Raw genomic sequence first — 24701 nt, forward strand, 5'->3', positions numbered from 1 at the left:
GTCAGACAGCCAGGGCGCCGAAGCCGCCGGTCTGGAAGTCGTACGTCACCGGCACCTCGATGAGGAACGGCCGGCCCAGGCCCACGCCCTTGCGCAGCGCGGCGAGCAGCTCCTCGCGGCTGGCGGCCTTCACCGCCTCGACGCCGTTGGCGCGGGCCAGTTCGGTGAAGTCGACACCGGTGAACTTCACCGCCGGCTGGTGCGAGCGCTTGTGGCCGAGGTTCTGGTAGAGCTCGATCAGCCCGTTGGTGTCGTTGTTGACGACCACCGTGACGATCGGCAGGTTCAGCCGCGCGATGGTCTCCAGGTCGGCGCTGTTGGAGTGGAACCCGCCGTCGCCCGCGATCAGGAACGTCGGCTGACCCGGACGCGCCAGCTGGGCGCCGATCGCGGCGGGGATGCCGTAGCCGAAGCTGGAGCAGCCCGCCGAGGTGAGGAACCCGAACGGCTGGTCGGCGCGCGCGAACAGCACGCCGTAGTGCCGGAAGAACCCGATGTCGGACACGATCGTGCCCTCGCCGTCCTCCGCGCTCTCGCTCATCACGGTGTTCATCGCGTCCATGACCTGGTGGACCCGCATGCCGTCGGCGTAGGTCTCGGGGTCGGCCAGGAACTCGGCGATCCGGTCCCGCAACGCCGAGATGTCGTGCGGCGTCTTGGCGGACACGTCTGTGCTGGCGGCGTCCAGATACTCCACAAAGGACAGCACGTCGGCGACCACGTCCACGTCCGGCTGGTAGACCCGCGGGATCGGGTTGACCGTCGGCGAGACGCGGACGGTCTTCTTCTCGATGCCGCGCTGCCACATCGACGGCCGGAGGTCCTCGGCGTAGTCGTAGCCGAGCGTCAGGATGAGGTCCACCGAGCCGAACATCGTCTCCAGGGCGGGGAACGACAGGATGCCGTCCATGTAGCCGGTGACCGCGCCGTAGTTCAGCTCGTGCCCGTGCGGCAGCACCCCCTTGGCGATGTAGGTGGTGATCACCGGGATCCGCAGCCGCTCGGCCAGGGCGCGGATCGCGGGCACGGCACCGGAGCGGATCGCCGACGCGCCGACCACGAGCACGGGGTGCTCGGCCCCGCGCAGCAGTTCCGCGGCCTGTGCGGCGGCGTCCTCCCAGTCCTTCGCCACCGCGCCGATCGGCCGCTCCGGGGTCCTGGCCGGCGGGTGCTGCAGCGAGGGGTCGACGTCGGCGCCGAGGAGGTCCACCGGCAGCGACAGGAAGCTCGGCCCGACCGGCTCGGTCATCGCGGCGCCGATCGCGGAGTCCACCAGGTCGGTGATCTCGTTGGGACGCTGCAGTTCCGCCGCGTACTTGGTCATCGGGCGCATCACCGCGACCGAGTCGAGGCACTGGTGGGTGTCGTTGGGGAAGATGTCGTGCGACTCGGACTGCGCGGCCAGCGCGATCACCGGGGAACGGTCCAAAATGGACGTCGCGACGCCGGTCGACAGGTTCGTCATGCCGGGGCCGAGGGTGGCCCAGCAGGCCTGCGGCTTGCCGGTGATCCGGGCCAGGACGTCGGCCGCCACACCGGCGGTGAACTCGTGCCGCGTGAGCACGAAGTCGAGACCCGGTACCTCGTCGAACAGGATCGACGCGGCTTCCCGTCCCACCACACCGAAGACGGTCTCGATACCGTGATCACGCAGGCGCTGGAGCAGAGCACGGGCGGTGGAGTTGGCGCTGGGGGTGCTGGACACTCGCGACATGACGGTCTCCCTCGGCTCAATGGCTTCCCGGTCCGACTGTGCGCCGGGCCACTTGCGACGGGACTGACGGATTCCTTGTGACACAACACAAGCCGTGCACAAGGTGGGCCGGCATGACAAACGCCCGACAGGTCTGGCAGACCTGCCGGGCGTTTCGCGAGTGCGTCAGTTGCCTACAAGCTCCATAAGAAACGGTGCGTAGCGTTCGCCGTACACGTCACCGGGCGCGACCGCCGCCTCGATCTCCGCCAGCTCGGCGGGGGAGAGCTCCACCAGTGCGGCGGCCAGGTTCTCCGCCAGATGGTCCCGCCGGGCGGTGCCGGGAATCGGGACCACGTCGTCACCCTGGTGGTGCACCCAGGCGAGGGCAAGCTGAGCGAGGGTGAGCCCGTGCCGCCGCGCGGGGGGCCGCAGCCGCTCGAGGATCGCGAGGTTGCGCGGCAGGTTGTCCGCGGAGAACCGGGGCAGGGTGTGCCGGAAGTCCTCGGGCCGGCCGGGGTCGGCGACCTGCCCGGCCAGGAAACCGCGGCCCAGCGGGCAGCAGGCGACGATGCCGATCCCGAGCTCACGGCACGTGCCCACGATGTCGGTCTCGATGTCCCGGCTCCACAACGACCATTCGCTCTGCACCGCGGTCACCGGGAAAACACTGTGGGCCCGGCGAATGGTGTCCGCACCGACCTCGGCCAGGCACACGTGCCGCACCTTGCCCGCGGCGACGAGCTCGCCCAGCGCCCCCATCGTTTCGGCCACGTCCTCGCCGGGAGCGAACCAGTGCTTGGTGTACAGGTCGATGTGGTCGATACCCAGCCTGCGCAGGGACTCGTCGCACTGCCGGCGCAGATAGTCCCGGTCCCCGCGCACACCGAGGAACTCGCCGGTGTGCGAGCGTTCCAGGCCCGCCTTGGTCGCGATCAGCACCTCGTCGCGCCGCCCGGCGACGGCCGTGCCGAGCACCCACTCGCCCTCGCCCGGCAGCAGGCCCTGGATGTCGGCCGTGTCGAGCATCGCGACACCGCGGTCGATCGCCTCGTGGACGGTGGCGATCGCCTCGGCCCGGTCGGACGCACCGTAGAAGGAGCTCATGCTCAGGCAGCCGAGGCCTTGCGCCGCAACGGTCAGTGGGCCGAGCCGGCGAGTGGGGAGGTCAGCAAGGGGCACGGTTGACCTCCATCGCGTCGATCTCGTGCCGGATCACGTCCCGCACCAGCGGATGTGCCACGCGGACGCGGCGCGGAACACCCCGGCTCATCCGCAGCAGCCCGCTCTGCGCAGCGACCCGGATCGTCTCGTCGGAAACGGTGAGGTCCGCGGGCGGAACGCCGTCGTCGGCCGTGGAGCACACGTCGAGCGCGAGCCTGACCTCCGGCGGCACCGAGGACAGCCGTTCCAGGATTACGTCGTGCAGCCCGCTGGGCACGAACGTCCGCACCTCCTCGGCCCCCGCGCCGGCGGGCAGGTTGCGCACGAGGTCGAGCACGAAATACGGGTTGCCGAGGGTGCGTTCGTACAGCGCCGCGCCCACCTCGGCCGTGATCGTGCCACCTCCGGCCGCGCTGACCAGCTCGGCGGTGGCCGTTCGGTCGAGGCCGGTGAGCCGGATCGCCTCGACGACCGGCTGCTGTTCCAGGACCGCGAGGGTGACGCGCAGGTCGGCGTCGTAGGCGATCCGGAACGTGCGGAAGGTCGTGATCAGCAGCACCTTGGCCCCGGCGAGCTGCCGGGCGACGAACCGGAGCATCGCGAGCGAGCACCGGTCCGCCCACTGGAAGTCCTCCAGCGCGATCACCAGCGGCCGATCGGCGAAGTGGCACAGTGCCCGGCTGATCGCCTCGTGCACCTCGAACGCCGTGGGTGCGGTGTGCGTGGTGTCCAGGTCGGGACCGGGCCGCAGTTCGGGCAACAGGAACGCGAGCGTCGCACGGACGTCCGTGGGCAGCCGCCGCATCGCGTCCGGCCGCAGGGTGGCGAGCTGCCGGAGCACCTGCGTCCACGGCCAGTACGCGGGCATGCCGTCCGCCTGCGGGCAGTACACCGACACGAGGTCGGCGCCGTCCTGGCTGTCGGCCCGGCAGTCCTTGCGCAGCTCCTCGACGAGCCACGTCTTGCCCACCCCGGCCTCACCGGTCACCAGCGCGATCCGGCCCTCACCGCCGCGCGCGGTGTCCAGCAGGTCGTTGAGCCGGCGCAGCTCGGTCTCCCGGCCGTGCCGCGGGTCGTGGTCCGGGACGACGCTCAGCCTGGGGGACCGCGGACTGGGCACCCTCGGCCGGTTGGCGTCCGGCCGGAGCGCCGGGTCGTGCCGGATGATCTGGGCGTGCACGCGTTGCAGGTCGGGCCCGACGTCGGCGCCGAGCTCGTCGGCCAGCAGCCGGCGCGTCCGGTCGAACGTGTGCAGCGCGTCGGCCTGCCGACCGGCCCGGTATTGGGCCCGCATCAGCAGTCCCACCAGCCGTTCCCGCGTCGGGTTGCGCGCGCTCTCGTACTCCAGGGTGGGCAGCACCTCGTGGTCGCGGTCCAGAGCGAACGCCGTGGCGGCCAGCTGTTCGACCGCGGTGAGGCGCACGCGCTCGAGCCGGACGACCTCCTGCCGGACGAACTCGTAGTCGGTGAGGTCCTCGTACGGCGGCGCGGTCCACATGGCGAGCGCCGAGGTCAGCAACGAGAACGCCTCGTCATGGGGCGCCGTGAGCCCCTGCTCGACCAGCCGCTCGAAGCGGGTCGCGTCGGTGTGCTCGGGCGGCACGACCAGCCGGTACCCCGGCGCGCGGTGGGAGAGCGAGACACCGGGGTGCGTCAGCAGCCCGCGCAGCCGGGACACGTACGACTGGAGCGTGGCGGTCGCGCACGCCGGCGGGGCGGTGCCCCAGATCCCTTCGATCAGCGCTGCGGTCGAGACGATCTTGCCGGCGTTGATGACCAGCATCGCGAGCACGGCCCGGCGGCGTGGAGGACCTAACTCGACGTCGCCGTCGGAGAACCTCGGTGTCAGCGGCCCGAACACCGAAATGTGCGCCGCGTCGTGAATTCCGAATGTCGTCCCGTCTATGACTCGAACCGCGTTGCTGCGCATGTGAACCCTTCGTTCGCCGGATTCGCCCGCGGGTATTTCCGCAGCGCCGACGCGAAAAACGCCGTCAATCGATCTCTAATTCGAGAATTGAATCGAGTATTGCACGGGCGATGTGGGGTGTCCATTGGGGTGTTCCCTATGAGTGATGCTCGGTTACCGCTCCGTGGAATCGCCCCAGACGACCCGCATACGCCACGATTTTCGTAACGTTATGCGAGTCGTCGGAGGTGTTCCCAGGCGTTCCCGGTTGGACGGTTCCCGGTCCGTGTCCAGGCGAAACGCGCTCTTTCGGTGAACTGTCATCGTTGCTGCGAATGGTGCATCGCGGGTGGCGTGACGAATTCGGTGAATCCGATCAACGGCAACGCCCCTTGATGCAGGACGCCGAGGCGCTGCGTCGCGCGGGTCAGGGCGACGTAGAGCTCGGCCGCGCCACGCGGGCCGTCGGCGAGGATCCGCTCCGGTTCGACGACGAGAACGGCGTCGTACTCCAGTCCTTTCGTCTCCGCCGCGGGCACGGTGCCCGGCACGCCGGGCGGTCCGATCACGACGCTGGTGCCTTCGCGATCGGCCTCGTCGCGGACGAACTCCGCGATGGCTTCACCCAGTTCCTCCTCGGAGACCTGCCTGGACCACGGCCGGACGCCGGAGGAGCGGACCGACTCCGGTGGCTGGACTCCGGGCGCGAACTCGGCGAGCAGCGCCGCGGCGACGCTCATGATCTCCGCCGGGGTGCGGTAGTTGACCGTGAGCGAGAGGTAGACCCAGCGGCCGGGCACGTACGGGTCCAGCATCTGCGCCCACGACGTCGCGCCGGCCACCGACCGGCGCTGGGCCAGGTCGCCGACGACGGTGAACGACCGGTTCGGGCAGCGCCGCATCAGCACCCGCCAGTCCATTTCGGACAGTTCCTGCGCCTCGTCGACCACGACGTGCCGGTAGGTCCAGTTCCGGTCCGCGGCGGCCCGTTCGACCAGGTCACGGGTGTCGCGCTCCTCGAAGCGCTCGGCCAGGTCCTCGGCGTAGAGCAGGTCGGTGGCGAAGAGGTGGTCCTCGTCGTCCATCGAGTCCTGGCGGCCGACCAGGCTGTCCAGCACGGCCTCGGCGTACTCGGCCTGCGTCTTGCGCTCCCGTTCGGCGGCCTTGTGGTCCGGCGGGTCACCGCCAAGCAGGTCCACCAACTCGTCGAGCAACGGCACGTCGGACACCGTCCAGGCCGTGCCGTCCGCGCGCCACAACGCCTCGTCGGCGCCGGCCGCTTTCAGTCGTTCGCGAGACGTGTACAGCTCGGCCAGCACAGTTTCTGGCGTCAGGACCGGCCAGAGCTGGTCGAGCGCGGCGGTGAACCGGTCGTTCAGCGCGAGCTCGGCGATCAGGTCCTTGCGCACCCGCTCCCAGGCGTCGCGGTCGGACCGGTTCAGCCAGCCCTTGCCGACCCGGCCGATCGTCCGCTCGGTGAGGACGTAGGTGATGATCTCGGTGAACACCGTGCGGGCCTCGTTGTGCGGCAACCCGCTGTCGCGCGCCTCCTGTCGCGCCCACTCCGCGGTGTCCGCGTCGATCCGCGTCGACACTCCGCCCAGCTCGACTTCGATCGGCTGCTCCGGCAGCCGCTGCCGGTCGGCGATCGCGGCCTTGAGCACGTCGAGGATCTGCAGCGAACCCTTGAGCCGGGCGGCCTCCGGCCCGTCCTCGGCGGTGACGTGCAGGCCGGGCACGAAGCCGCCGGGCGTCGTGAACACCACGTCGGACTCGCCCAGCGACGGCAGCACGCGGCCGATGTGGTTGAGGAACGCCGGGTTGGGCCCGACCACGAGCACGCCGTGGCGTTCCATCCGCTCCCGCTGCGTGTAGAGCAGGTACGCGACGCGGTGCAGCGCCACCACGGTCTTGCCGGTGCCGGGGCCGCCCTCGATCACCAGCACGCCGGGGTGCTCGTGCCGGATGATCGCGTCCTGCTCGGCCTGGATCGTCGCGACGATGTCGCGCATGCCCTCGCCACGCGGCGCGTTGACCGCCGCGAGCAGGGCGGTGTCCCCATGTTCGTGCCCGTCCGTTTTGCCGAACACCTCGTCGGTGAAGTCGGCGATCCGCCGCCCACGCGTGAGGAACTGGCGGCGCCGGCGCATGGCCTCCGGGTTCGCGCCGGTGGCGATGTAGAACGGGCGCGCCGCCGGTGCCCGCCAGTCGAGCAGCACCGGTTCGTAGTCGTTCTCCTGGTCGAACAGGCCGATCCGGCCGATGTAGGAACGTTCGCCCGTCACCGAGTCCAGCCGGCCGAAGCACAACCCGTTGTCGGCCACGTTCAGCCGCTTCAGCTCCTTGGCCCGCGCGCGCACCTCGTCATCGCGTTCCAGGATCGTCCCGCCGTTTCCGCGCAGCGCCGCGCGGTACTCGCCCTTCACCCGCGCGCGCTCCTCGTCGAGCCGCACGTAGAGCCCGGCCACGTGGCTCTGCTCGGACCGCAATTCGTCTTCGTACTCGCGATTTGACACTTGCCCCCCACGGCGGCTAATCTGAATGTATATCCGGCGGGTTGTCCATGAGGTTGTGGACAGCGCGCCTTTTTTGTTGACCGCGGAATTGTGCGGTACGACCGGGCTCTTGCCACAAGTCCCCCGGTGCGTTATACGTTGAAGAGGGAACTTCTGTTCTCACCTCTCCCAGTCGATGTCGGCGTAGATCGCCGCGTGGTCCGACGCCGCGTGCACCTCGCTGGTGAGCGTGTCATAGATGTCCCAGCGGTCGTGGGTGCGGTTGCCGCGCCAGACGCCCTTGCGGAACACGCCGCCACCGGTGGCCTTCGCGAACAGCTCGGGTGAGAGCAGCACGTAGTCAATCTTGCTTTGAGCGCGGTGCGCTCGAACAACGGCCGCAACGCCTCGCTCGCGGGGTGGTCGTTGAGGTACGACTCCCGCGGTAGCGGACCCTCAGGTAAGCCGATCATCGCGTTCGGCGGCAACCGGATTCACCTGTTCGGCGCGCTCAGCAGGTGACCACGTGACCGCTGCGCGGTTCGGCCCGCCCCGCGAGCACTTCCAGCCACACCTGCGCCAGCTCGTCCGGCCCGTGGTGCGCCACCACGTCGACCCAGTCGACGGCACGCGCGGCGAACCGCTGCCACGCGTCGCTGAACCGCCGCTCGAGCCCGTCGGCACCCCAGTCGCCGATCCGCTTGCGCATCTGGTCGGGTGCGAAGAAGAACTCGCCACCACCGGCGGACCGCACCTGGTGCGTCAGCCCGATCACGATGTCCCGGACGAGGTTCTCTCCGAGCTGCTTTCGTACCGCGGCCCGCACGTCGCCGTCACCGGCGAAGTCGAGGTACACAGTGCGTTGGGGCTTGAGCGCGGCCGTGGAGTACGCCGCCACGGTGTCGTAGCAGCCAAGCGATTCGGTGAACGCGACGTTGCGCGGCGACGTGAGTCCGACGACCCGGATCCCGGCCTCCTGCAACAGGAACGCCGTGCCGTAGGCGGTCTTGCTCGACGCCGAGGACACGACGACCACGTCGAACTCGGCCTCGCTCAGTAGGTCCGCGAGCAGGAACGACGTGTAGAACAGCGGCCGGTACAGCACCTGCAGGTCCTCGTCGTCGCCGCTCGCCAGGGTGTAGCGGTTGTAGGCCGGCGGCAGGTCCTGCCGATGCGCGGTGCCGTCGACGAACCCGCCCGCGGTGACCCGCTCCGGCCGCACGACCAGGTGCGAGGCCATCGGCAGGTAGCCATAGATCCGGCTGCCCACGGCCACGCCGTCAGCCGCCGAGTCCACGACCTCGGCGAAACCCCACACGGGCACGATGCCGCGGCCCTCGTCCCCAGGAAAGAAGTTCCAGTAGCGGAGGTCGTCGCCGAGCACGCCGTACGTGACGTTGTTGGCCGTGACGCCCACCTTGTCGACCCGCAGCAGCACCTCGCCCGGTTCCACGGACGGTGTGGCAGCGCGCACCACCTCGACGTCGGCCAGATCCTTGCGCCCCACCTGCACGGTCCATGATCCATCAGCCATACGAGCATCCTGGCACTTATCCGGCGGGATAGGTGTGGATCTCCGTCGCCTTCAGCGAGACCCACAGTGTGGTGCCGGGCTGCAGTCGCAGGTCGGCGACCGTCGCGGTGGTGATGTCGGCGACCACGGCGGGGGAGCCGTCGAGCTCCACGCGGGTGGTGTGGGCGTGCTGCTCGATGCCGGCGACGGTGGCGGGCCAGGTGTTGCGCGGGCTTCCCGATGGCTTGTCGGGGAACAGGCTGACGGCCGTTGGCGGGAACACGACGTGCACCGGCCCGGTGGCGGGCTCGGCGACGGTCAGCGTGCCGCCGTCGTCGAGGCGGATGGTCGTGTCGTCCGCCAACCCGCGGTAGAAGTTGAGCCCGACGAGGTTGGCCACGTAGTCGGTGCGCGGCTGGCGGACCACGTCCTTCGGCGTACCCTGCTGCACGACCCGGCCGTGTTCGAGGATGACGAGCCGGTCGGCGAGCACCATCGCGTCGAGCGGGTCGTGGGTGACGAGCAGGGTGTGACCGGGGTAGTCCCGCAGGTGCCGCGCGAGCTCGGACCGCACACGCAACCGGGTGCTCGCGTCCAGTGCCGCCAGAGGTTCGTCGAGCAGCAGCAGCTCCGGGTCGGTGGCCAGGGCGCGGGCGAGCGCGACGCGCTGGGCCTGACCGCCGGACAGCGTGCGGGGCTTGGCCTTCGCGAACCCGGCGAGGCCGACCTGCTCGAGCCGTTGTGCGGCAACGACGTTGGCGTCGGCCTTGCGTACACCTCGGGCGCGCGGTCCGAACGCGACGTTGTCGAGTGCCGTCATGTGGGCGAAGAGCAGGTAGTCCTGGAACACCACGCCGATCGGTCGCCGCTCGGCGGGCAGACCGTCCCAAGTGGACCCGTTGTGCCGGACGCGGCCGCCGGCGTCCAGTCCGGCGAGGGCGCGCAGGGCGGTGGTCTTGCCCGCGCCGTTGGGGCCGAGCAACGCGACGACCTCACCGGCCTCGATGGTGAGGTCGAGCTCCAGCGTGAAAGTCCCACGGGTGACGCGGAGTTCGGCGTGCAGGGTCATGTCGGCCCGCTGATCCACCGGTCGCGCAACCCGGCGAGTACGGCGATGGAGACGAGCAGCAGCACGATGCTGAGCACGATCGCCGCGTCGGGATCCGTCTCCAGCGCGAGGTAGACGGCCAGCGGCATGGTGGTGGTCCTGCCGGGGAAGTTGCCGGCGAAGGTGATCGTCGCGCCGAACTCGCCGAGAGCACGGGCCCAGCACAACACCGTGCCCGCGACGACCCCCGGCATCACGGACGGCAACGTCACCCGGCGGAACGTCAGCCATCGCGAGGCGCCGAGCGTGGCCGCCGCCTCCTCGAACCGCGGATCCGCCGCGCGCAGTGCCCCTTCGACCGAGATGACCAGGAACGGCATCGCCACGAACGCCTCCGCGAGCACCACTCCGGTCGTGGTGAACGGAAGCGTGACACCGAACCACTCGTCGAGGTACTGGCCCACGAGCCCGCGCCGGCCGAGGACGAGCAGTAGCGCGACACCGCCCACGACCGGCGGCAACACCAGCGGAACCGTGATGAGCGCCCGGAGAATCCCGCGGCCGGGCAGGTCGCCGCGGGCGAGCAGCCACGCGAGCGGAACCCCGAGCAGCAGGCACACGATCGTGGCCAGGCTCGCGGTGATGAGTGACAACCGCAGTGCCTCCCCGACCTCCGCGCTGAGCAGCTGCCGCGGCAGGTCCGCCCACGGCGCCCGCACCAGCAGGCCCGCCAGCGGGACGAGCAGGAAGGCGACCCCCGCCAGTGCGGGCAGCAGGAGGACGGCGGGTGGCTTCGTCACGGCGCGGTGAAACCCGCCTCGGCGAGCACCTTGCGGCCCTGTTCCGACAACACGAAGTCGACGAACGCCTTGGCGGCCCCGGCGTTGGGCGCCTTGGCGAGCGGGGCGATCGGGTACTCGTTGACGGCCTTGTCCGCCTCGGGGAAGTCCTTGCCCTCCACGGAATCGCCGGCCGACTTGACGTCCGTGCGGTAGACGAGCGCCGCGTCGACCTCACCGAGCCGCACCTTGGTGAGCACGGCCTTCACGTCCTGCTCGAGCGTGTCCGGCGCGGCGGTGATCTTGGCCGCCTCGAACACCTTCTTCGCCGCCGCACCGCACGGCACCTGCTCGGCGCACAGCGCGATCTTCAGCCCAGGGTTGCCGAAGTCTGCCAGCCCGCTGACCTTGCCGGGGTTGCCCTTGGGTACCGCGATCTGCAGCGTGTTCTTGACGAACGTCGCCGGGCTCGCCGTGACGGCCCCGCTGTCGGTCACCTGCTTCATGTTCGCCGGCGCCGCGGACGCGAACACGTCGACCGGCGCGCCCTGGTTGATCTGCTGCGCCAGCGCGGAGCTGCCCGCGAAGTTGAACTTGACCTTCGCGCCGGGGTTCTTCGCCTCGAAGTCCTTGCCCAGCTTGGTGAACGACTCCGTGAGCGAGGCCGCGGCGAAAACCGTGATCTCGCCGGTCGTGGGCTGCTTCGCGGCGCACCCCACCAGTGTGAGGGCCGTGACGACCGCGAGCAGTCTCCGCATGTTCAGGCCTCCGGGATCTCGACGACCACGTGGGTGGACTTGATCGAGGCGACCGCGACGCTGCCGACCTCCAGGCCGAGCTCGTCCGCGGACTCGCGGCTCATCAGCGACACGATGCGGAACGGGCCGGCCTGCATGTCGACCTGCGCCATCACGCCGTCCTTCACGACGCGCGTGACGATGCCCTTCATCCGGTTGCGAGCCGAGGCCGCCACCGTCGCGCCCGGCTCGGCGGTCTCGGTGAGGTGCTGCGCGAACGCCGCGAGCTCGGCGCCCTCGACGGCTTTGCGGCCGTTGTCGAGCACCACGGAGCTCAGGCGCCCCTGGTCGATCCACCGGCGCACCGTGTCGTCGCTGACCCCGAGCAGCGCGGCGGCCTCGCTGATCCGCAGATTCGGCATGAAGTGGATTCTATGTCCGCGCTCACGGAGTTGCTACCGGGGTGCACGTCGCGTTCGCGGGTGTCGTGAAAATCGGTTTCCGCGTCCGCACGGGATCCCTGGGCCCTTGCGCGATCTGGGCGCGATCTGGGCAGAGCTCTCGCCAATGTTGATCTGCCTGCCGGGAGGGCAGGCGTGATCGAAGGAGAGGGAGCTCATGGAGTTCAGGAAAGTGGCGATCGGGACCGCCGTCATCGGGGCGGTCGTCCTCGGCGGCATCGGCGTCGCGTCCGCCGGCGCGCAGGCCGAGCCCTGCACGCCCGACCGGGTCTGCATCTACAAGGACAACAACTACATCGGCCGGTTCGGCGTTCGCGAGCCGCTCAAGCCGACGTACAACGTGTCGTCCAGGTACGACAACCTGATGTCGTCGTGGAAGAACCTGACGAACGTCGACGCGCGCTGGTACCACAACCGCGACGGTGGCGGTCGGTGCGTGACGATGCTCGCGGGCCATTCGGACAACGACATCAACACCCGGGACGACAACGAGCTCTCGTCGTGGAACACCCAGGGTAGGTGCTGACATGTCCTCCCGGTTGCTCGTGGTCGAGAACGTGAGCCGCTCGTTCGTCTCCGCCGCCGAGACCGTTCACGCGGTGCGGGAGGTGAACCTGACAGCGCGCGCGGGGGAGTTCGTGTGCGTCACGGGGGCGAGTGGCTCGGGCAAGTCCACGCTGGTCAACCTGATCACGGGACTCGACACCGCGGACTCCGGGAGGATTCTCGTCGAGCAGGCCGACCTCGGCCTGCTCGACGAGCGGCGGCGTACGCGGCTGCGGCTGGACACGATCGGCGTGGTCTTCCAGGACCACAACCTGATCGAGGAGTTCACCGCGCTGGAGAACGTCGCGCTGCCGCTGGAAGCGCGCAAGCTCGATCCCAGCGAGGCCCGGAAACAGCTCGGCCGCGTGGGCATGGCAGACCTTGCACACCGGCGCCCGCGGAACCTGTCCGGTGGGCAGCGGCAGCGGGTCGGCATCGCGCGGGCGTTGGTCGGCGGGCGGCGCGTTCTCGTGGCCGACGAGCCGACCGGGGCGCTCGACTCCCGCGGCTCGCGCGAGTTGTTCGAGCTGATCAGGTCGTTGTGCGACGACGGCGTGCTGGCCATCGTGTGTTCGCACGACCCGATGTGCCGGGAGGTCGCGGACACCGTGTACGAGATGGCCGACGGCAGGCTGCGAAGCATGGTGCCGGCATGAGGTTGATGCGCAACCGGACGCTGACGTGGTCGTCAGCGCTGATGTTCGTGACGGCGGCGGTGCTGGTCGGCCTGTTCATCACCGTCAAGGCGTTCGCGCTCACGCCCGAGCAGGTCGCCGAGCGCGACCTCGGCCGGTTCGACGCGAAGGTCGACACGGAAGAGTCACTGGCCGGCAGCATGGTCGCACTGTCCTCATTGGACATCCGGCCGCCGGTGGTCGACGCACCCGCCACGAAGTACGTCGAGATGGACTGGACGGCTGACCCATTTCCCGCCCGCTATCAGCTCGTGAGCGGACGCTGGCCAAGCCGGCCGAACGAAGTGGTCGTGAACAACAACCACAAACTGCCCACCGGGCTGCGGAGTGTCGGCGTGGTGCGCGACCGGTTCTCCGGCTGGAACACGATTCTCGCCGCACCCGGCACCTGGGCGACGCTCGGGACCGGCGGTGTGACCCGCACGGTGTACTGGAACGGGCCCGCGGCGGCGGGCGACGCGCTGGGCACGGTCGTCACCCGCGACAGCCACGAACCGCGGTCGTGGATCGAACGCTTCCCGCTGGCGTACTGGATTCCGGCGCTGACCCTGCCGTTGCTGACCGTACTGGCGATCTTCGGGCTGACCCTGGCGTGGGCCCGGCGCACGAGAACGCTGCTGCACGCGATCGGGGTGCGCCAGACGTCCGTCGCGATTGCGGCGACCGCGTGGACGATGATCTGGACCGTCCTCGGCTCGGCTGCCGGGGTCGGCATCGGGCTCGTCGTGCGGGCGATCATCGCGCGGGACCGCGTCGAACCCCTCTCGCCTCTGCCCGGCCTGACCGAACCTGTGTCGCAGATCTTGGTGTGCACCTTGGCCGCCTGCGCTTTGTACTTCAGGGCGAAGACACCAGCGGGAACCGCGAGCACGGCCCGTCGGTGCCTGGCGATCCTGCTCGGCGGAGTGATCGTTCTCCAGGTCGCGCAGACCGGGGGCGTCGTGGGTGCCATGCTGCTCACCGCGACCGTCGGCGCCGTGGTGTTGCTGCTCGCGCCGGACGTCGTGCGGTACCTCGCGGGTCTGCTGCCGCAACGCGATCCACGGCTGCGGCTCGGTGGGAACCAGTTGCGTGCGCGTGGCGCGTCCGCGGTCGCCGTGCTGACCGCGGCGCTCGCCCCGGCACTGGCGATGATCACGTTCTTGGCCACGGACATCGCGAACCAGGAGGCCAAGGCGATTCCCGACGCGGCGCCGCACCAGATCGTCGTGAGTGGACGCAACGGCATCGGGTACGCGCCGCCGCCGGAGGTGGTCGCCGCGGTCACCACCAAGATCTCCGGACCCGTGATCCGCACCCGGTACCTCGCGGATCGGCGGCTCCTCGTCGTCGATCGGGTCGAAGACGTTGCCGCGCTGGACAATCGCACGCTCACCCCGGCCGAGACGGACGGACTGAACCGGGGCCGGATCCTCACCTTCACCGACCCGACCTGGCAGGCGACTGTGTCCGGGGTGATGCTCGGGGACGTCACCGACGGCACACCCGCGGCCGTCGTGTTCGTGAACGTGCCCGACGACGACGCCATCAAGGCGCAGCAGGCCGTGCTGGATGCCGGGCTGGGGCACGGTTTCGTGCTGAGGCATCGGCCGCCGGAGCCGGGGTTCGTCCCGGCGTCGCTGACCGCGGTCGCCCTGGGGCTGGCGCTGATCGCGGTCCTCAGCGCGGCGGCGGTGGCCAGGGCACGGGCACGGGCGTTGCGCGGGTACGCGGGGCGGCTGAGCGCGATCGGACTGAGCCGGCGGTGGATCCGTCAGGTGCTGCTCGTCGAGAGCGGGGTGGCCGCCGGGGTGAGCGTGGTGCTCGCCTGCGTGATCGCGATCCCACCGATGGCGCTGGCCGGGATGAGCCTGCGCGTGCCGTGGGACCAGGCCGGGCTGCTCGCCGGGGTCTTCGTCCTCGTGGCACTGGCGTCCGGGACGCGTATGTCCATTGTCGACGGATGTATTTCGTTGCGGGATTCCCACTTGTGACCGCGTGATCGCAACCTATGCTGCACGCCGTGACCGATGCGACGGGAATGCTGGTTGCCCAAAGGTACCGTCTGGCGCGCGTGATCGGCGCCGGCGGGATGGGGCGCGTCTGGCTCGGCCAGGACGAGCTCATCGGCCGGGAGGTGGCGATCAAGGAGCTGCTGCTGCCCGCCGGGCTCGACGCCGAACAGCGGGCGATGCTGTGCCACCGCGCGATGCGGGAGGCGCAGCTGGCCGGCCGGCTCAACCACCCCGGCATCGTCACCGTGCACGACGTGGTCGAGTTCAACGGCACGCCGATGATCGTGATGGAGTTCGTCCGCGGCGGGTCGCTGTCCGACGCGATCAAGGCTCGGGGCGGCCTGCCCGTCGACGAGGTGGCGCGCATCGGCACGGCCGTGCTCAACGCGTTGCGGGTCGCCCACGAGGCCGGGATCGTGCACCGCGACCTGAAGCCCGCCAACGTGTTGCTGTCCGGCGAGCGGGTGGTGATCACGGACTTCGGCATCGCGCGGCTGACCGGCGACGTCCAGCTCACCACGTCCGGATCGATCGTGGGAACGCCCTCGTACATGGCGCCCGAGCAGGGGACCGGGGCGCCGATCACGCCCGCGACCGACCTGTGGTCGCTGGGCGCCACGCTCTACGCGGCGGTGGAGGGCCGGCCGCCCTTCGAGGGCCCGGACTTCATGTCGACGTTGTCGGCGCTGCTCACCAGGGATCCGGCGCCGCCCCAGCGCGCCGGACGCCTCACCCCGTTGCTGCAGGCCCTGCTCCGCAAGAACCCCGCCGAACGCGCGACGGCCGAGCAGGCCGCACACCTCCTGGCCGGCACCGGGACTCCGTTGCCCGCCAAGCAAGGCGTGCCCCGGCGCACGCTGCTGTTCGCGGGCGGCGGCGCGCTCGCGGCGATCGGTATCTCCGCGGCGGCGTGGGTGCTGTGGCCGAACGGCTCCGGCGAGGCCGCCGGTCCGAACCGCAACGACGACAACGCGGCGGCCAAGGGTGGTGCGGCCGAACAGAGCAACACGAGCACGCCGGCCGAGCCCGGCAAACCGGTCGAGATCACCGAGCACATCCAGCTGATCGGGCACAACGAGGAGGTCACGTCGATCGCCTTCAGCCCCGACGGCAAGCTGCTCGCGAGCGGTGACGGCGAACGCAACGACGGGCCGGTGGTCCGCTTGTGGGACGCGGCGACCGGCAAGCAGATCACCACGCTGGTCGGCCCGCACGGCACCGGCGGCGCCTCCGCGAACGCCGTGGCGTTCAGCCCGGACGGCAAATTGCTGGCGGCGGGCGGCAACCGCCTCGGCGACAGCACGATGCTGTGGAACGTCGCGGACCGGCAGTTGGTCGGCCCGCTCGACGAGAGCCGTTCCATCATGAAGTGCCTGGTCTTCAGCCCGGACGGCAAGATCGTCGCCGGGGTGACCCACACCGGCGGCATCAAGATCTGGGACGTGGCGAGCCGCAAGGTCAAGATCGGCCTGCCCGACGGCGACGGCGGCCGCAACGTGGTCTTCAGCCCGGACGGCAAGCTGCTGGCCAACGGCGGCACCAAGGGCACGGAGGTCCGGCTGTCCGACCCGGCGACCGGCAAGACCATCAGTACCATCACCGACGCGACCGGCAGCGACGTGTCCTTCTCACCGGACAGCCGGACGCTCGCGGTCCCCGACGCCGACGGCAAGAACAGCATGCAGCTCTGGGACGTCGCCACCGGCAAGAGCAAGGCCGTCTTCGACCGCACCGAGGACATCACGCTCGCGTCCGTCCTGTTCAGCCCGGACGGCAAGACCGTCGCCGCCTGGGGGCTCGGCAACGTCATCCAGCTCTGGGACATCGCGACCAAGCAGGTCCGCGCCGTGCTGATCGGTGCCGCGGGCAACGTGAACACGGTCGTGTTCGACGCCAAGGGAACCCGGCTCGCCGCCGGTGGCGACGACAAGGCGATCAGGATCTGGAAGCTCTGAGCGCCGGTCCGATCCAGCGGCGGACGAGCGCTCGCAGCTCGTCGTCGGTGAGCGCGGGCGTCGACGGGTACCGCAGGAACGACAGGAACAGCCGCATCAGGAGCTCGGCGAGCCCCTCGAGGTCGTCGTCGGTGACACCGGCGGCGGCCCAGTCGACCGGCACGTTGCGCAGAATCCGTGCGCCGAGGGCGAACGACTGAGGCGAGGCGACCGCGTCCGTGAAGAAGTCGGACTCACCCGCCTGCAGCAACAGGCCGAGGTAGGGCTCCTCGGGGACGGTCCGCACGCCGAACACGACGGACTCCACCGCGACCTCGGCGGGGCTGTGGAACTGCGCCAGGTGGCGTTCCATCCGCCCGGCGAACTCCTCGACGCCCGCGATGGCCACCGCGCTCAGGATGTCCGCCAGGCGCGGGAAGTAGCGGTACACGGTCTGCCGTGTCACGCCGGCCTCGGCGGCGACGTCGGACAGGCTGGTCTTGGCGAGCCCGAACCGGTCGATGCACGCCGTCGCGGCCTCGACGATCCGGCGGCGCGCCTCGTACTCGGTGCCGGGCGGGTTGCCCTGCCATCCGTGGTGCCCCATGCGTTCCATCATCCCCGAGCAGGGACAGGCGCCCTCCGGCGGTTCAGCACGGTCAGCACCGCACCCGCGCCGATGAAGCACGCGAGCGCGTAGAGGCCGCTGCCGATCGGGACGGGCAGCGCGCCGATCCAGCACACCGCCAGCCCGCCCAGGTAGATCGGCGGATACCAGCGCGCGAAGGCGGACAACGACTCCTCCGGCGTCGCCTTCGAAATGATCCAGGCACCCGCCAGCCACACCAGCGCCAGCTCAATGCCGATCACCCAAGCCTGCGCGGTGGTGTTGCCTTCGAAGAGGCTCGACGGGATTCCGGCGATCGCCATGGTCGGCGGGGTGAGCACCCCGGCCACCAGGAGGCCCATCGCCAACGACCGCTGAACCAGTCGCACTACCAGATATGTCAGCGCTCCCAGCGATACGGACGCGAACAGCAGCATGCTGGTCATCGGCACCGACTCCAGCGCCGGGTGGTTCACGATGTGGTTGTCCGGGTTCCACGCCCACCACTTGAGCTGCGGTCCGATGTGGTCGAAGACCTCGTAGAACAGCTGGCACACGAAGGCGACGGTCACCGCACCGGCCGCCGCGCTCCGGCGGAAGATCCCCAGCGAGCGCACGACCTCGTAGGCGAGTCCGGTGATCATCGGATAGAACGCCACGATGTAGAGCGGCAACCGGTCCCACATGAACTGAACGGTGAACTGGTTGTGGGCGAAGATGAAGCCGTAGATCCGGTCGAGGCCGAACCACTCCGGGAAGTACAGCGGTGGTTCGGTGACGAAGAGGTAGACCAGCGAGGCCCACCACAGCGCCAGGTTGACCGGATCACCGGCGCGGTAGCGGCGCACCGCGTGCACCAGCGCGAACACGGCGCCGCCGATGACGATCAGCTCGAGCAGCGGCATCGTCCAGTGCGCGAGGTCCCAGGGCGCGCGGACCGAGACCACGGGCGCGACGTCGTGGCAGTCGAACCCGAGACCGCGCGTGACAGCCTCGGCCTCGGGCCCGCAGTCGGTGCTCATCGCACGGCCGCCGCGGCGGGGGAGTAGTCGGTCGCCGGCGGGTCGACCTGCGGATCGAAGCCGAACGGAACGCGGTGCCGGCCCAGCGCGGTGCGGATGCGGTAGCGCAGCAGTCCGGCGATCACCCGCGGGTTGGTCATCATGTCGCCCAGCGACTCGTCGAGGTTGAACACCTTGGCGAAGTGCTCGTCGACCACCGGGTCCTCGCGGGCGGCGCCGACGATGAAGCTGAACGCCGGGCCGGACACGGCCGCGATGATCCGCCGCCGCCACTCGGGCGGCTTCTCCGTGCCCACCGCGCATTCGTAGCCCTGGTCCCTGGCCATCGCCAGCCGCCATGGCACGTTGAGCGCTTTGCGTTGTGCCGCAAGGAAACGCGAGTAGAACCGAGGTTCGAGGGACGTCGTCCGCGAGAGGTGTTCGCGCAGCAGCAGTGCCGAGATCGCCGCGGAACTGATGCCCTGCCCGTAGAACGGGTTGAACGCGCAGATCGAGTCGCCGATGAACACGAGTCCTTCGGGCGGCGTCCGCCACCGGTCGTAGCGGCGCCACTTGTTGCCGGTCGACCGGGTCAGGTGCACCTCCGAGGTGGGGGAGCACCGGTCCATCGCGGTCGAGAACAACGGCGTGCGCACCCGGCGGGCCGCCTCGACGAAAGCGTCGGTGGTGCGCGGCATGTCGAGTCCCCACGAGCCCATGCAGGCGATCGCGCGGTTGCCCTCGATCGGGAAGAAGTTGACGAGGAAGTCGTGCTCGTCCGGGTGCTTCCCCTTGTCCGGCGTCGGCATGATCACGAGGTGCTGCCACCACCAGGCCTCGGGCCGGTCCGCGGGCAGCTCGTACCACCGTGAGGTGTAGGTGACCTTGGCGTCGAGGGTCCGCACCTCGGGCTCGGGCCACCCGGCCGCCACGAGCCAGCTGCTCACCGACGAGCCGCGACCCATCGCGTCCACCACGAAGTCAGCGATTTTCTCCTCGTCATCGAAACCGACTCCGGTGACCCTTTGGGAGTGCGTGCTCAGGGCGTTGACCGTGACGCCTTCGCGGATCGTGACGTTCGGCAGCTCGCGCACCTTGTCGCGCAACACCCGTTCGATGAGGATCCGCGAGCCGTAGACCATGGTCATCGCGCTGCGTTTGCGCGCCGACCAGCCCTCGCCGTCGAGGTAGGCGGCGTCCATGGACGGCATGAGGTGCAGTCCGCCCGCGGCGATGAGGTCGGCTTCGAACCGGGGGAACAGCGCGCCGATCGCGCGCCGGCCCGAGTTCAGCAGGAAGTGCGGGTGCTTGCTCTGCGGCACGCCGCGCCGGTGCTCGGCCTGTGCGGGCAGCTCGTCACGCTCAAGGACGAGGACTTCTTCGAAGTACGGGGCGAGCGCCCCCGCGGTACAGAGGCCGGCGGCGCTGCCACCCAGGACGACGGCGGTCTTGCCGAGGTGCACTCGGACCAACTCCCCACGTCGATCATACAAATGTGCCTTGAATGTATGAATGACTTTGGGGTGTGTCAAGGAACCCATTGCCCGCCAACGCTTGTGGCAACACCATGACGTCGCTCTGACAAGTTCTTCACAGTTTCCCGACAGGCTGCCGCCATGAAGCTGCTCGCGCTGCTCGTGGCGATGACGACTCTCACTCCAGCTGCGGCCGCGGACCCCGTTCGCACCGCGGAGTACGACGTGACACCGGATCTCGCCGCCGTGGTCCACTACCCGCGCGACGTCACGCGCGGCTCGCACCCGCTGGTCGTGCTGCTGCACGGGTTCTTCGCCAAGTGCGCCGACCGGCGGCCGGACGCGAGCTACCAGGACCTGTACGGGTGGCCGTGCAAACCCGGCATCGAGCAGGTGCCGAGCTACCACGGATACGACTACCTGGCCCGTTCGCTGGCCCGCGCGGGGTTCGTCGTCGTTTCGGTCAACGCCAACCACATCTCGTCCGCCTCACCGGACGAGTTCGCCGACCGGGCCGCGTTGATCGACGCGCACCTGCGGCTGTGGCAGGAGGTGTCGTCGTCGGGCCGCGGGGCGCTGTCGCCTCAGTTCGCTGAGTTCCGCGGGCATGTCGACCTGAACCGGGTCGGCGTGCTGGGCCATTCGAAGGGCGGGCGCGGTGCGGTGCGGCATTCGGCCGACGGGTACCGGGACTGGCCGGCCGGTGTTCAGGTGAAGGCCGTCGTGGCGCTGGAGCCGATCATCAGCGGCGGGGGCGACTCGGTGATCTCGGACATTCCGTTCCTGACCGTGATCGGCGGCTGCGACAAGGTCAGCAACCCGGACGCGAACGACTACTTCTCTGATGCTGCCGCGCACAACGTCGTGCCCGTGCACCGGTTGATGGTGCAGGGCGCCAACCACAACTTCTTCAACACCGTGTGGTCGCCGTCGAGCGGGCAGGTCACCGCCGAGGACGACGCCGTGGCCACCCGGCCCGGCTACTGCGAGGCACTGCGGGCCGATGAGAAGCAGCTCGGCGAACGGCAACAGCGCGACGCCGGGGTCCTGTACCTGTCGGCGTTCTTCCGGCGGTACCTCAACGGCGAGACGCGGTTCGATCCGCTGCTGAGCGGGACGGAGCGGCCGTTGCCGTATGCGGTGGCCGAGGTCGACCAGCCGTGATCACGCCACCCCCGCGGCGATCAGCTGCCGCCAGATCTCGCCCTGGTCAACCACCTCCACACCGAGCTTCTCCGCCTTCGTGAGTTTCGAAGCGCCCACGTCCGCCCCGGTGATCAGCATGTCCGTGTTGGCCGACACCGACGACGCGGCCGTCGCGCCCGCCTGCTCGCACAGCCGCTGGAAGGTCGGGCGGGGAACCTTCTCGCCCGACCGCGGATCGCTGATCGCCCCGGTGATCACCACGGTCTTCCCGGCCAACGGGGCGTCCGACGCGACGACGGGCGGCAGGTCCTCGTCGCGCACGTCCAGCGAGACACCGAGCTCCCGCAGCCGTTCCAGCTCAGGGCGCAGGCGGGTCAGGTGCTCCACCAGGGAGGCGGCGACCTTCGGCCCGATGTCCTCGACCGCCACGAGCCGTTCCTCGCCCGCGTCGGCGACCTCCTCGAGCGAGCCGAACCCCGCGCGGCACAGCCGGGCCGCGGTGCCCTCGGACGCCATCGGGATCGCGAACCCGATCAGCGCCCGGCGCAGCCCCACCCCGCGGCTGGCGTCGATCGATTCGATCATGCGCGTCGCCGAGACGTCGCCGATGCGGTCGAACTCCAGCAACCGCTCCTTGGTCAGCCGGTAGAAGTCCGACGGCCGCTCGAGGATCCCGGCCTCGGCCAGCCGTTCGATCCACACCCCGCCGATGGCGTCGATGTCCGCGGCCGCGCGCGACGCCCAGTGGATCAGCCGCCGCACGGTCTGGGCGGGGCAGGCGACGTTGGTGCAGAACAGCTCGCGGCTGTTGCCCTGCTCGGTCAGCGGCTGCCCGCACGACGGGCACTCGCTCGGCGGCACGATCGCGCGTTCCTTGCCGGTGCGCTTCGAGGCGTCGAGCACGCCCGCGACGAACGGGATCACGTCGCCCGCGCGGCGCACCAGCACGGTGTCGCCGATCTTGATGCCGCGGGCACGGATCACCTCCTGGTTGGCCAGTGTCGCGCGGGTGACGGTCGTGCCGCCCACGAACACCGGTTCCAGGTGTGCGACCGGGGCGATCTTGCCGGTCTTGCCGACATCCCAGACGACGTCGGCCAGCACGGTCGTCTTCTCCTCCGCGGCGAACTTGAACGCCAGCGCGCCGCGCGGCGAGCTGGACCGCGTCCCGGCCGCCGCGAAGGCGTCGCGGTCGGCCAGCCGCAGCACCGCGCCGTCCAGGTCGTAGTCGAGCTCGTTGCGCTGCTGTTCGATCTCGGTGATCACCGCCTGCGCCGCGGCCGCGTCGGAGCAGTGCCGCATGTCCGCGGCGCTGAACCCGAGCGCGCGCAGGCCCTGCTCCACATCGGTCTCGCCGCTGTCGGGATCCGTGGCCAGGTCGAACGCGAAGAAGAACAGCCGCCGCTCGGCGACGGTTGCGGGATCCTTCGCCCGCAACGTGCCCGCGGCCGCGCCACGCGGGTTGATCAGCGGCTTGTCCGGGTGCTTCTGGTTGTAGGCGGCGAACGTCGACCGCAGCATCACGGCCTCACCGCGCACCTCGACCCGCCCCGGCGCGTCGATCCGGTCCGGCACCCCGTCGACCAGCGCCCGCACGAGGAACGTCACGTCGTCGCCGGTCGTGCCGTCTCCGCGGGTGACCGCGCGCTTGAGCCGCCCGTTCTCGTAGACCAGCGCGAGCGACAGTCCGTCCAGCTTCGGCATGACCACCACCGGCTGACCGGGGAACCGGTCGAAGAACGCCGCGACCTGCTCGGGCCGCGTCGCCTTCTCCAGCGACAGCATCGGCCGCGAGTGGCGCACCGGCGCGTGCAGCACGCCCGGTGCGCCCACCTGCTCCAGCGGGTTCGGATCGGGCGTCAGCTCCGGGTTGGCCTCGATCAGCCCCCGCAGCTCGTCCTCGATCGCGTCGTACTCGGCGTCCGCCACCAGGGGTTCGCCCTGGTAGTAGGCCTCACGCAGTTGCGTGACGCGGTCGGCCAGCTCCTGAATGCGTGCCCCAGTGTCCACAGCGGACCACGCTACCCGCGGGCACCGACAGGATCGACGACCCGGCTCACGATCCACGCGTGTTTGCCCACCTGCCGCACGCGCTCGAACCCGAAGTCCTCGAACAGCTCCACGGTCGCGCTGTACAGGAACCGGCCCTGCGCCTCGCGTCCGGCGGTCACCTCGGGAATGGCCTCGACGAGCCCGCCGCCCGCCCGCGCGATCTGGTCGAGCGCGCCTGCCAGCGCGGTTCGCGCCACGCCCTGGCCCCGGTGTTTGGTGTCGACGTAGAAGCAGGTGATCCGCCAGTCCGGCAGAGGTGGCGCGTCCTTCTCGTACTCACGCCGATGCTTGATGCGTGGCAGCTCCTCGGGACTGCCGTACTGGCACCACCCCTGCGCGACGCCGTCGTCGTCCAGGACGAGCGCGGCGTGCGCGCGGCCGGTCCGCACGCGGTCCTCCTTGGCCGTGCGGTGGTCGACCTCCGGCTGGCGGCACTCCGGATGCCAGCCGATGCACCAGCAGCCGCCGAAGATTCCGTTGTTGCGCTCGACGAGCTCGGCGAACCGATCCCACGTCGAGGCGTCGAGAGATGTGGCCGTGTACGGCATCTTCAGTCCGTTGTGGTCAGATCGGCCAGGATGCGGGCGAGCTCCTCCGGTTTGGTGACCATGGGCCAGTGGCCGGAGTCGATGTCGACCATCTCGACGTGCTTGGCGTTCTTCAGCTCCGGAACCTCGCCGTTGTCGATCCACTTCTGTGCCTGGGCCGGGGAGAACTCCGGGCAGACGAGCGCGACCGGCACGTCGAACCGGCGTTCGTCGCTGAGCCGCACTACGCCTTTGGCCACGCCTTCCGGTACCGGGATCGCCTCGGCCGCGAAGCGTTGCCTGGTCTGCTCGTCCAGGTCGGCGGAGTCCGGTCCCTCGAACGGGTCCCAGCCGGGGAACGGCATGGCGCCGTCCACGATCTCGAAGAAGTCGGCGTACGGCTTGCCGTCGCCCGTGGGGAAGCCGCCGATTAGCGCGATCTTGGCGATCCGGTCCGGCCTCGCGTCGGCGGCCAGCCATGCCAGGGTGCAGGCCGCTGAGTGCCCCACCAGCAGCGGTTTGTCTTTCGCTTGGTCCACTGCGGCCAGGACTACCGCCAGTTGGTCGTCCAGCGTGGCGGTCGGGTTGCCGTCACCCTGGCCCGGCAGGGTTAGCGGGATCGGGCGGTGGCCTCGCTCCCTCAGGGCGGCGGCGACTTCGTCCCAGACTGACTGTCCGTTCAGCCAGAGGCCGGCGGCTAGCAGGATGTCCACGATCAGGCTCCGTTCTGCGGTGCGGCTGGGGTCACACTAGGACGGATTCCGGACGTTCCGCTTCCGGTACTCGTCCGGGTTGTGGACGCGGCTGCGCCGCGACACGTTGGCATTTTCGTGCGGGCCAGGCGCTAGGGCGCCTGTCCCGCACGAAAATGCCAACGTACCGATACGGTGGTTGGTTGCCGTCGTGGTCCCGATCCGTTCCAGAC

22 protein-coding genes are annotated in these 24701 nt (G+C 70.0%); 6 read left to right on the top strand and 16 right to left on the bottom strand.

The window, feature by feature from the left end; translation table 11 throughout:
* Position 1: 1 nt before the first annotated feature.
* The 5 genes from QSK35_RS36875 to QSK35_RS36895 all read right to left on the bottom strand — a co-directional run bounded on the left by QSK35_RS36875 (position 2) and on the right by QSK35_RS36895 (position 7618).
* Complete coding sequence (locus QSK35_RS36875) at positions 2-1714, bottom strand: thiamine pyrophosphate-binding protein (protein WP_285752356.1); 1713 nt, start codon at positions 1712-1714, stop codon at positions 2-4.
* Positions 1715-1879: 165 nt separating this feature from the next.
* On the bottom strand, positions 1880-2875 hold the full coding sequence (locus tag QSK35_RS36880) for an aldo/keto reductase (protein ID WP_285752357.1): 996 nt from the start codon (positions 2873-2875) through the stop codon (positions 1880-1882).
* On the bottom strand, positions 2862-4787 hold the full coding sequence (locus QSK35_RS36885) for an ATP-binding protein (RefSeq protein ID WP_285752358.1): 1926 nt from the start codon (positions 4785-4787) through the stop codon (positions 2862-2864). Before QSK35_RS36885 ends, QSK35_RS36880 begins: the two co-directional genes overlap by 14 nt.
* Positions 4788-5086: 299 nt before the next feature.
* Positions 5087-7282, bottom strand: a complete 2196-nt coding sequence (helR, locus tag QSK35_RS36890; RefSeq protein WP_285752359.1) for an RNA polymerase recycling motor ATPase HelR — start codon at positions 7280-7282, stop codon at positions 5087-5089.
* 159 nt (positions 7283-7441) lie between these two features.
* The gene (locus tag QSK35_RS36895) at positions 7442-7618 is read right to left on the bottom strand and encodes a hypothetical protein (RefSeq protein WP_285752360.1); all 177 of its coding nucleotides are present in this window, start codon (positions 7616-7618) and stop codon (positions 7442-7444) included.
* Between the two features lie 15 nt (positions 7619-7633).
* Between QSK35_RS36895 and QSK35_RS36900 the strand changes: the two genes are divergently transcribed.
* A complete protein-coding gene (locus QSK35_RS36900; protein ID WP_285752361.1) occupies positions 7634-7783 on the top strand; it encodes a hypothetical protein in 150 nt (49 codons plus the stop codon).
* On the opposite strand, the gene QSK35_RS36905 is transcribed toward QSK35_RS36900, so the two are convergent.
* Genes QSK35_RS36905 through QSK35_RS36925 form a run of 5 tightly spaced genes read right to left on the bottom strand, consistent with a single transcriptional unit; the run spans position 7773 to position 11760 of the window.
* Positions 7773-8795 carry a DUF2855 family protein gene (locus QSK35_RS36905; RefSeq protein ID WP_285752362.1) on the bottom strand — a complete coding sequence of 341 codons (1023 nt, stop codon included), beginning with the start codon at positions 8793-8795 and terminating at the stop codon, positions 7773-7775. The genes QSK35_RS36900 and QSK35_RS36905 overlap by 11 nt on opposite strands.
* Positions 8796-8811: 16 nt before the next feature.
* Positions 8812-9843, bottom strand: coding sequence for an ABC transporter ATP-binding protein (locus QSK35_RS36910; RefSeq protein WP_285752363.1), 1032 nt, complete (start codon positions 9841-9843; stop codon positions 8812-8814).
* On the bottom strand, positions 9840-10622 hold the full coding sequence (gene modB / locus QSK35_RS36915; protein ID WP_285752364.1) for a molybdate ABC transporter permease subunit: 783 nt from the start codon (positions 10620-10622) through the stop codon (positions 9840-9842). Before modB ends, QSK35_RS36910 begins: the two co-directional genes overlap by 4 nt.
* Positions 10619-11359 (bottom strand): molybdate ABC transporter substrate-binding protein, encoded by a 741-nt coding sequence (modA, locus tag QSK35_RS36920; protein WP_285752365.1) that lies wholly within the window; start codon positions 11357-11359, stop codon positions 10619-10621. The genes modB and modA overlap by 4 nt, the downstream gene beginning before the upstream one ends.
* Before the next feature lie 2 nt (positions 11360-11361).
* Positions 11362-11760 carry a TOBE domain-containing protein gene (locus QSK35_RS36925; protein WP_285752366.1) on the bottom strand — a complete coding sequence of 133 codons (399 nt, stop codon included), beginning with the start codon at positions 11758-11760 and terminating at the stop codon, positions 11362-11364.
* 196 nt (positions 11761-11956) lie between these two features.
* Between QSK35_RS36925 and QSK35_RS36930 the strand changes: the two genes are divergently transcribed.
* The 4 genes from QSK35_RS36930 to QSK35_RS36945 are packed head-to-tail and all read left to right on the top strand — an operon-like array spanning position 11957 to position 16989.
* Entirely contained in the window at positions 11957-12325 is a 369-nt protein-coding gene (locus tag QSK35_RS36930; protein ID WP_285752367.1) for a peptidase inhibitor family I36 protein, read from the top strand.
* Position 12326: 1 nt separating this feature from the next.
* A complete protein-coding gene (locus tag QSK35_RS36935) occupies positions 12327-13001 on the top strand; it encodes an ABC transporter ATP-binding protein (protein WP_285752368.1) in 675 nt (224 codons plus the stop codon).
* On the top strand, positions 12998-15013 hold the full coding sequence (locus QSK35_RS36940; protein ID WP_285752369.1) for a hypothetical protein: 2016 nt from the start codon (positions 12998-13000) through the stop codon (positions 15011-15013). Before QSK35_RS36935 ends, QSK35_RS36940 begins: the two co-directional genes overlap by 4 nt.
* Positions 15014-15042: 29 nt before the next feature.
* Positions 15043-16989, top strand: a complete 1947-nt coding sequence (locus tag QSK35_RS36945; protein ID WP_285752370.1) for a WD40 repeat domain-containing serine/threonine protein kinase — start codon at positions 15043-15045, stop codon at positions 16987-16989.
* Here the strand turns inward: QSK35_RS36945 and QSK35_RS36950 are convergent.
* From QSK35_RS36950 to QSK35_RS36960, 3 genes are read right to left on the bottom strand one after another with little or no spacing between them, the layout of a single operon-like run.
* Complete coding sequence (locus tag QSK35_RS36950) at positions 16970-17575, bottom strand: TetR/AcrR family transcriptional regulator (RefSeq protein WP_285752371.1); 606 nt, start codon at positions 17573-17575, stop codon at positions 16970-16972. The two genes, QSK35_RS36945 and QSK35_RS36950, sit on opposite strands and share 20 nt — an antisense overlap.
* Before the next feature lie 8 nt (positions 17576-17583).
* Entirely contained in the window at positions 17584-18597 is a 1014-nt protein-coding gene (locus tag QSK35_RS36955; protein ID WP_285752372.1) for a hypothetical protein, read from the bottom strand.
* The gene (locus tag QSK35_RS36960; protein WP_285752459.1) at positions 18594-20039 is read right to left on the bottom strand and encodes an FAD-dependent oxidoreductase; all 1446 of its coding nucleotides are present in this window, start codon (positions 20037-20039) and stop codon (positions 18594-18596) included. The genes QSK35_RS36955 and QSK35_RS36960 overlap by 4 nt, the downstream gene beginning before the upstream one ends.
* A gap of 153 nt (positions 20040-20192) precedes the next feature.
* On the opposite strand from QSK35_RS36960, the gene QSK35_RS36965 reads away from it, so the two are divergent.
* Positions 20193-21215, top strand: a complete 1023-nt coding sequence (locus QSK35_RS36965) for an alpha/beta hydrolase family protein (RefSeq protein ID WP_285752373.1) — start codon at positions 20193-20195, stop codon at positions 21213-21215.
* On the opposite strand, the gene ligA is transcribed toward QSK35_RS36965, so the two are convergent.
* From ligA to QSK35_RS36980, 3 genes are read right to left on the bottom strand one after another with little or no spacing between them, the layout of a single operon-like run.
* Positions 21216-23207: an NAD-dependent DNA ligase LigA gene (gene ligA, locus QSK35_RS36970; RefSeq protein WP_285752374.1), complete on the bottom strand. Its 1992-nt coding sequence runs from the start codon at positions 23205-23207 to the stop codon at positions 21216-21218. It abuts the gene before it with no gap.
* A gap of 11 nt (positions 23208-23218) precedes the next feature.
* Complete coding sequence (locus QSK35_RS36975; RefSeq protein WP_285752375.1) at positions 23219-23797, bottom strand: GNAT family N-acetyltransferase; 579 nt, start codon at positions 23795-23797, stop codon at positions 23219-23221.
* A gap of 2 nt (positions 23798-23799) precedes the next feature.
* Entirely contained in the window at positions 23800-24489 is a 690-nt protein-coding gene (locus QSK35_RS36980) for an alpha/beta fold hydrolase (RefSeq protein ID WP_285752376.1), read from the bottom strand.
* Between the last annotated feature and the right edge of the window lie 212 nt (positions 24490-24701).

It is taken from the genome of Lentzea sp. NBRC 105346, assembly GCF_030269605.1.
Lineage (GTDB): Bacteria > Actinomycetota > Actinomycetes > Mycobacteriales > Pseudonocardiaceae > Lentzea.

Coding starts and splice junctions, on each gene's coding strand:
- QSK35_RS36875 (WP_285752356.1), bottom strand. CDS start 1,714: ATGTCGCGAGTGTCCAGCACCCCCAGCGCCAACTCCACCGCCCGTGCT.
- QSK35_RS36885 (WP_285752358.1), bottom strand. CDS start 4,787: ATGCGCAGCAACGCGGTTCGAGTCATAGACGGGACGACATTCGGAATT.
- QSK35_RS36905 (WP_285752362.1), bottom strand. CDS start 8,795: ATGGCTGATGGATCATGGACCGTGCAGGTGGGGCGCAAGGATCTGGCC.
- QSK35_RS36910 (WP_285752363.1), bottom strand. CDS start 9,843: ATGACCCTGCACGCCGAACTCCGCGTCACCCGTGGGACTTTCACGCTG.
- modA (WP_285752365.1), bottom strand. CDS start 11,359: ATGCGGAGACTGCTCGCGGTCGTCACGGCCCTCACACTGGTGGGGTGC.
- QSK35_RS36925 (WP_285752366.1), bottom strand. CDS start 11,760: ATGCCGAATCTGCGGATCAGCGAGGCCGCCGCGCTGCTCGGGGTCAGC.
- QSK35_RS36930 (WP_285752367.1), top strand. CDS start 11,957: ATGGAGTTCAGGAAAGTGGCGATCGGGACCGCCGTCATCGGGGCGGTC.
- QSK35_RS36935 (WP_285752368.1), top strand. CDS start 12,327: ATGTCCTCCCGGTTGCTCGTGGTCGAGAACGTGAGCCGCTCGTTCGTC.
- QSK35_RS36940 (WP_285752369.1), top strand. CDS start 12,998: ATGAGGTTGATGCGCAACCGGACGCTGACGTGGTCGTCAGCGCTGATG.
- QSK35_RS36950 (WP_285752371.1), bottom strand. CDS start 17,575: ATGGGGCACCACGGATGGCAGGGCAACCCGCCCGGCACCGAGTACGAG.
- QSK35_RS36955 (WP_285752372.1), bottom strand. CDS start 18,597: ATGAGCACCGACTGCGGGCCCGAGGCCGAGGCTGTCACGCGCGGTCTC.
- QSK35_RS36965 (WP_285752373.1), top strand. CDS start 20,193: ATGAAGCTGCTCGCGCTGCTCGTGGCGATGACGACTCTCACTCCAGCT.
- QSK35_RS36975 (WP_285752375.1), bottom strand. CDS start 23,797: ATGCCGTACACGGCCACATCTCTCGACGCCTCGACGTGGGATCGGTTC.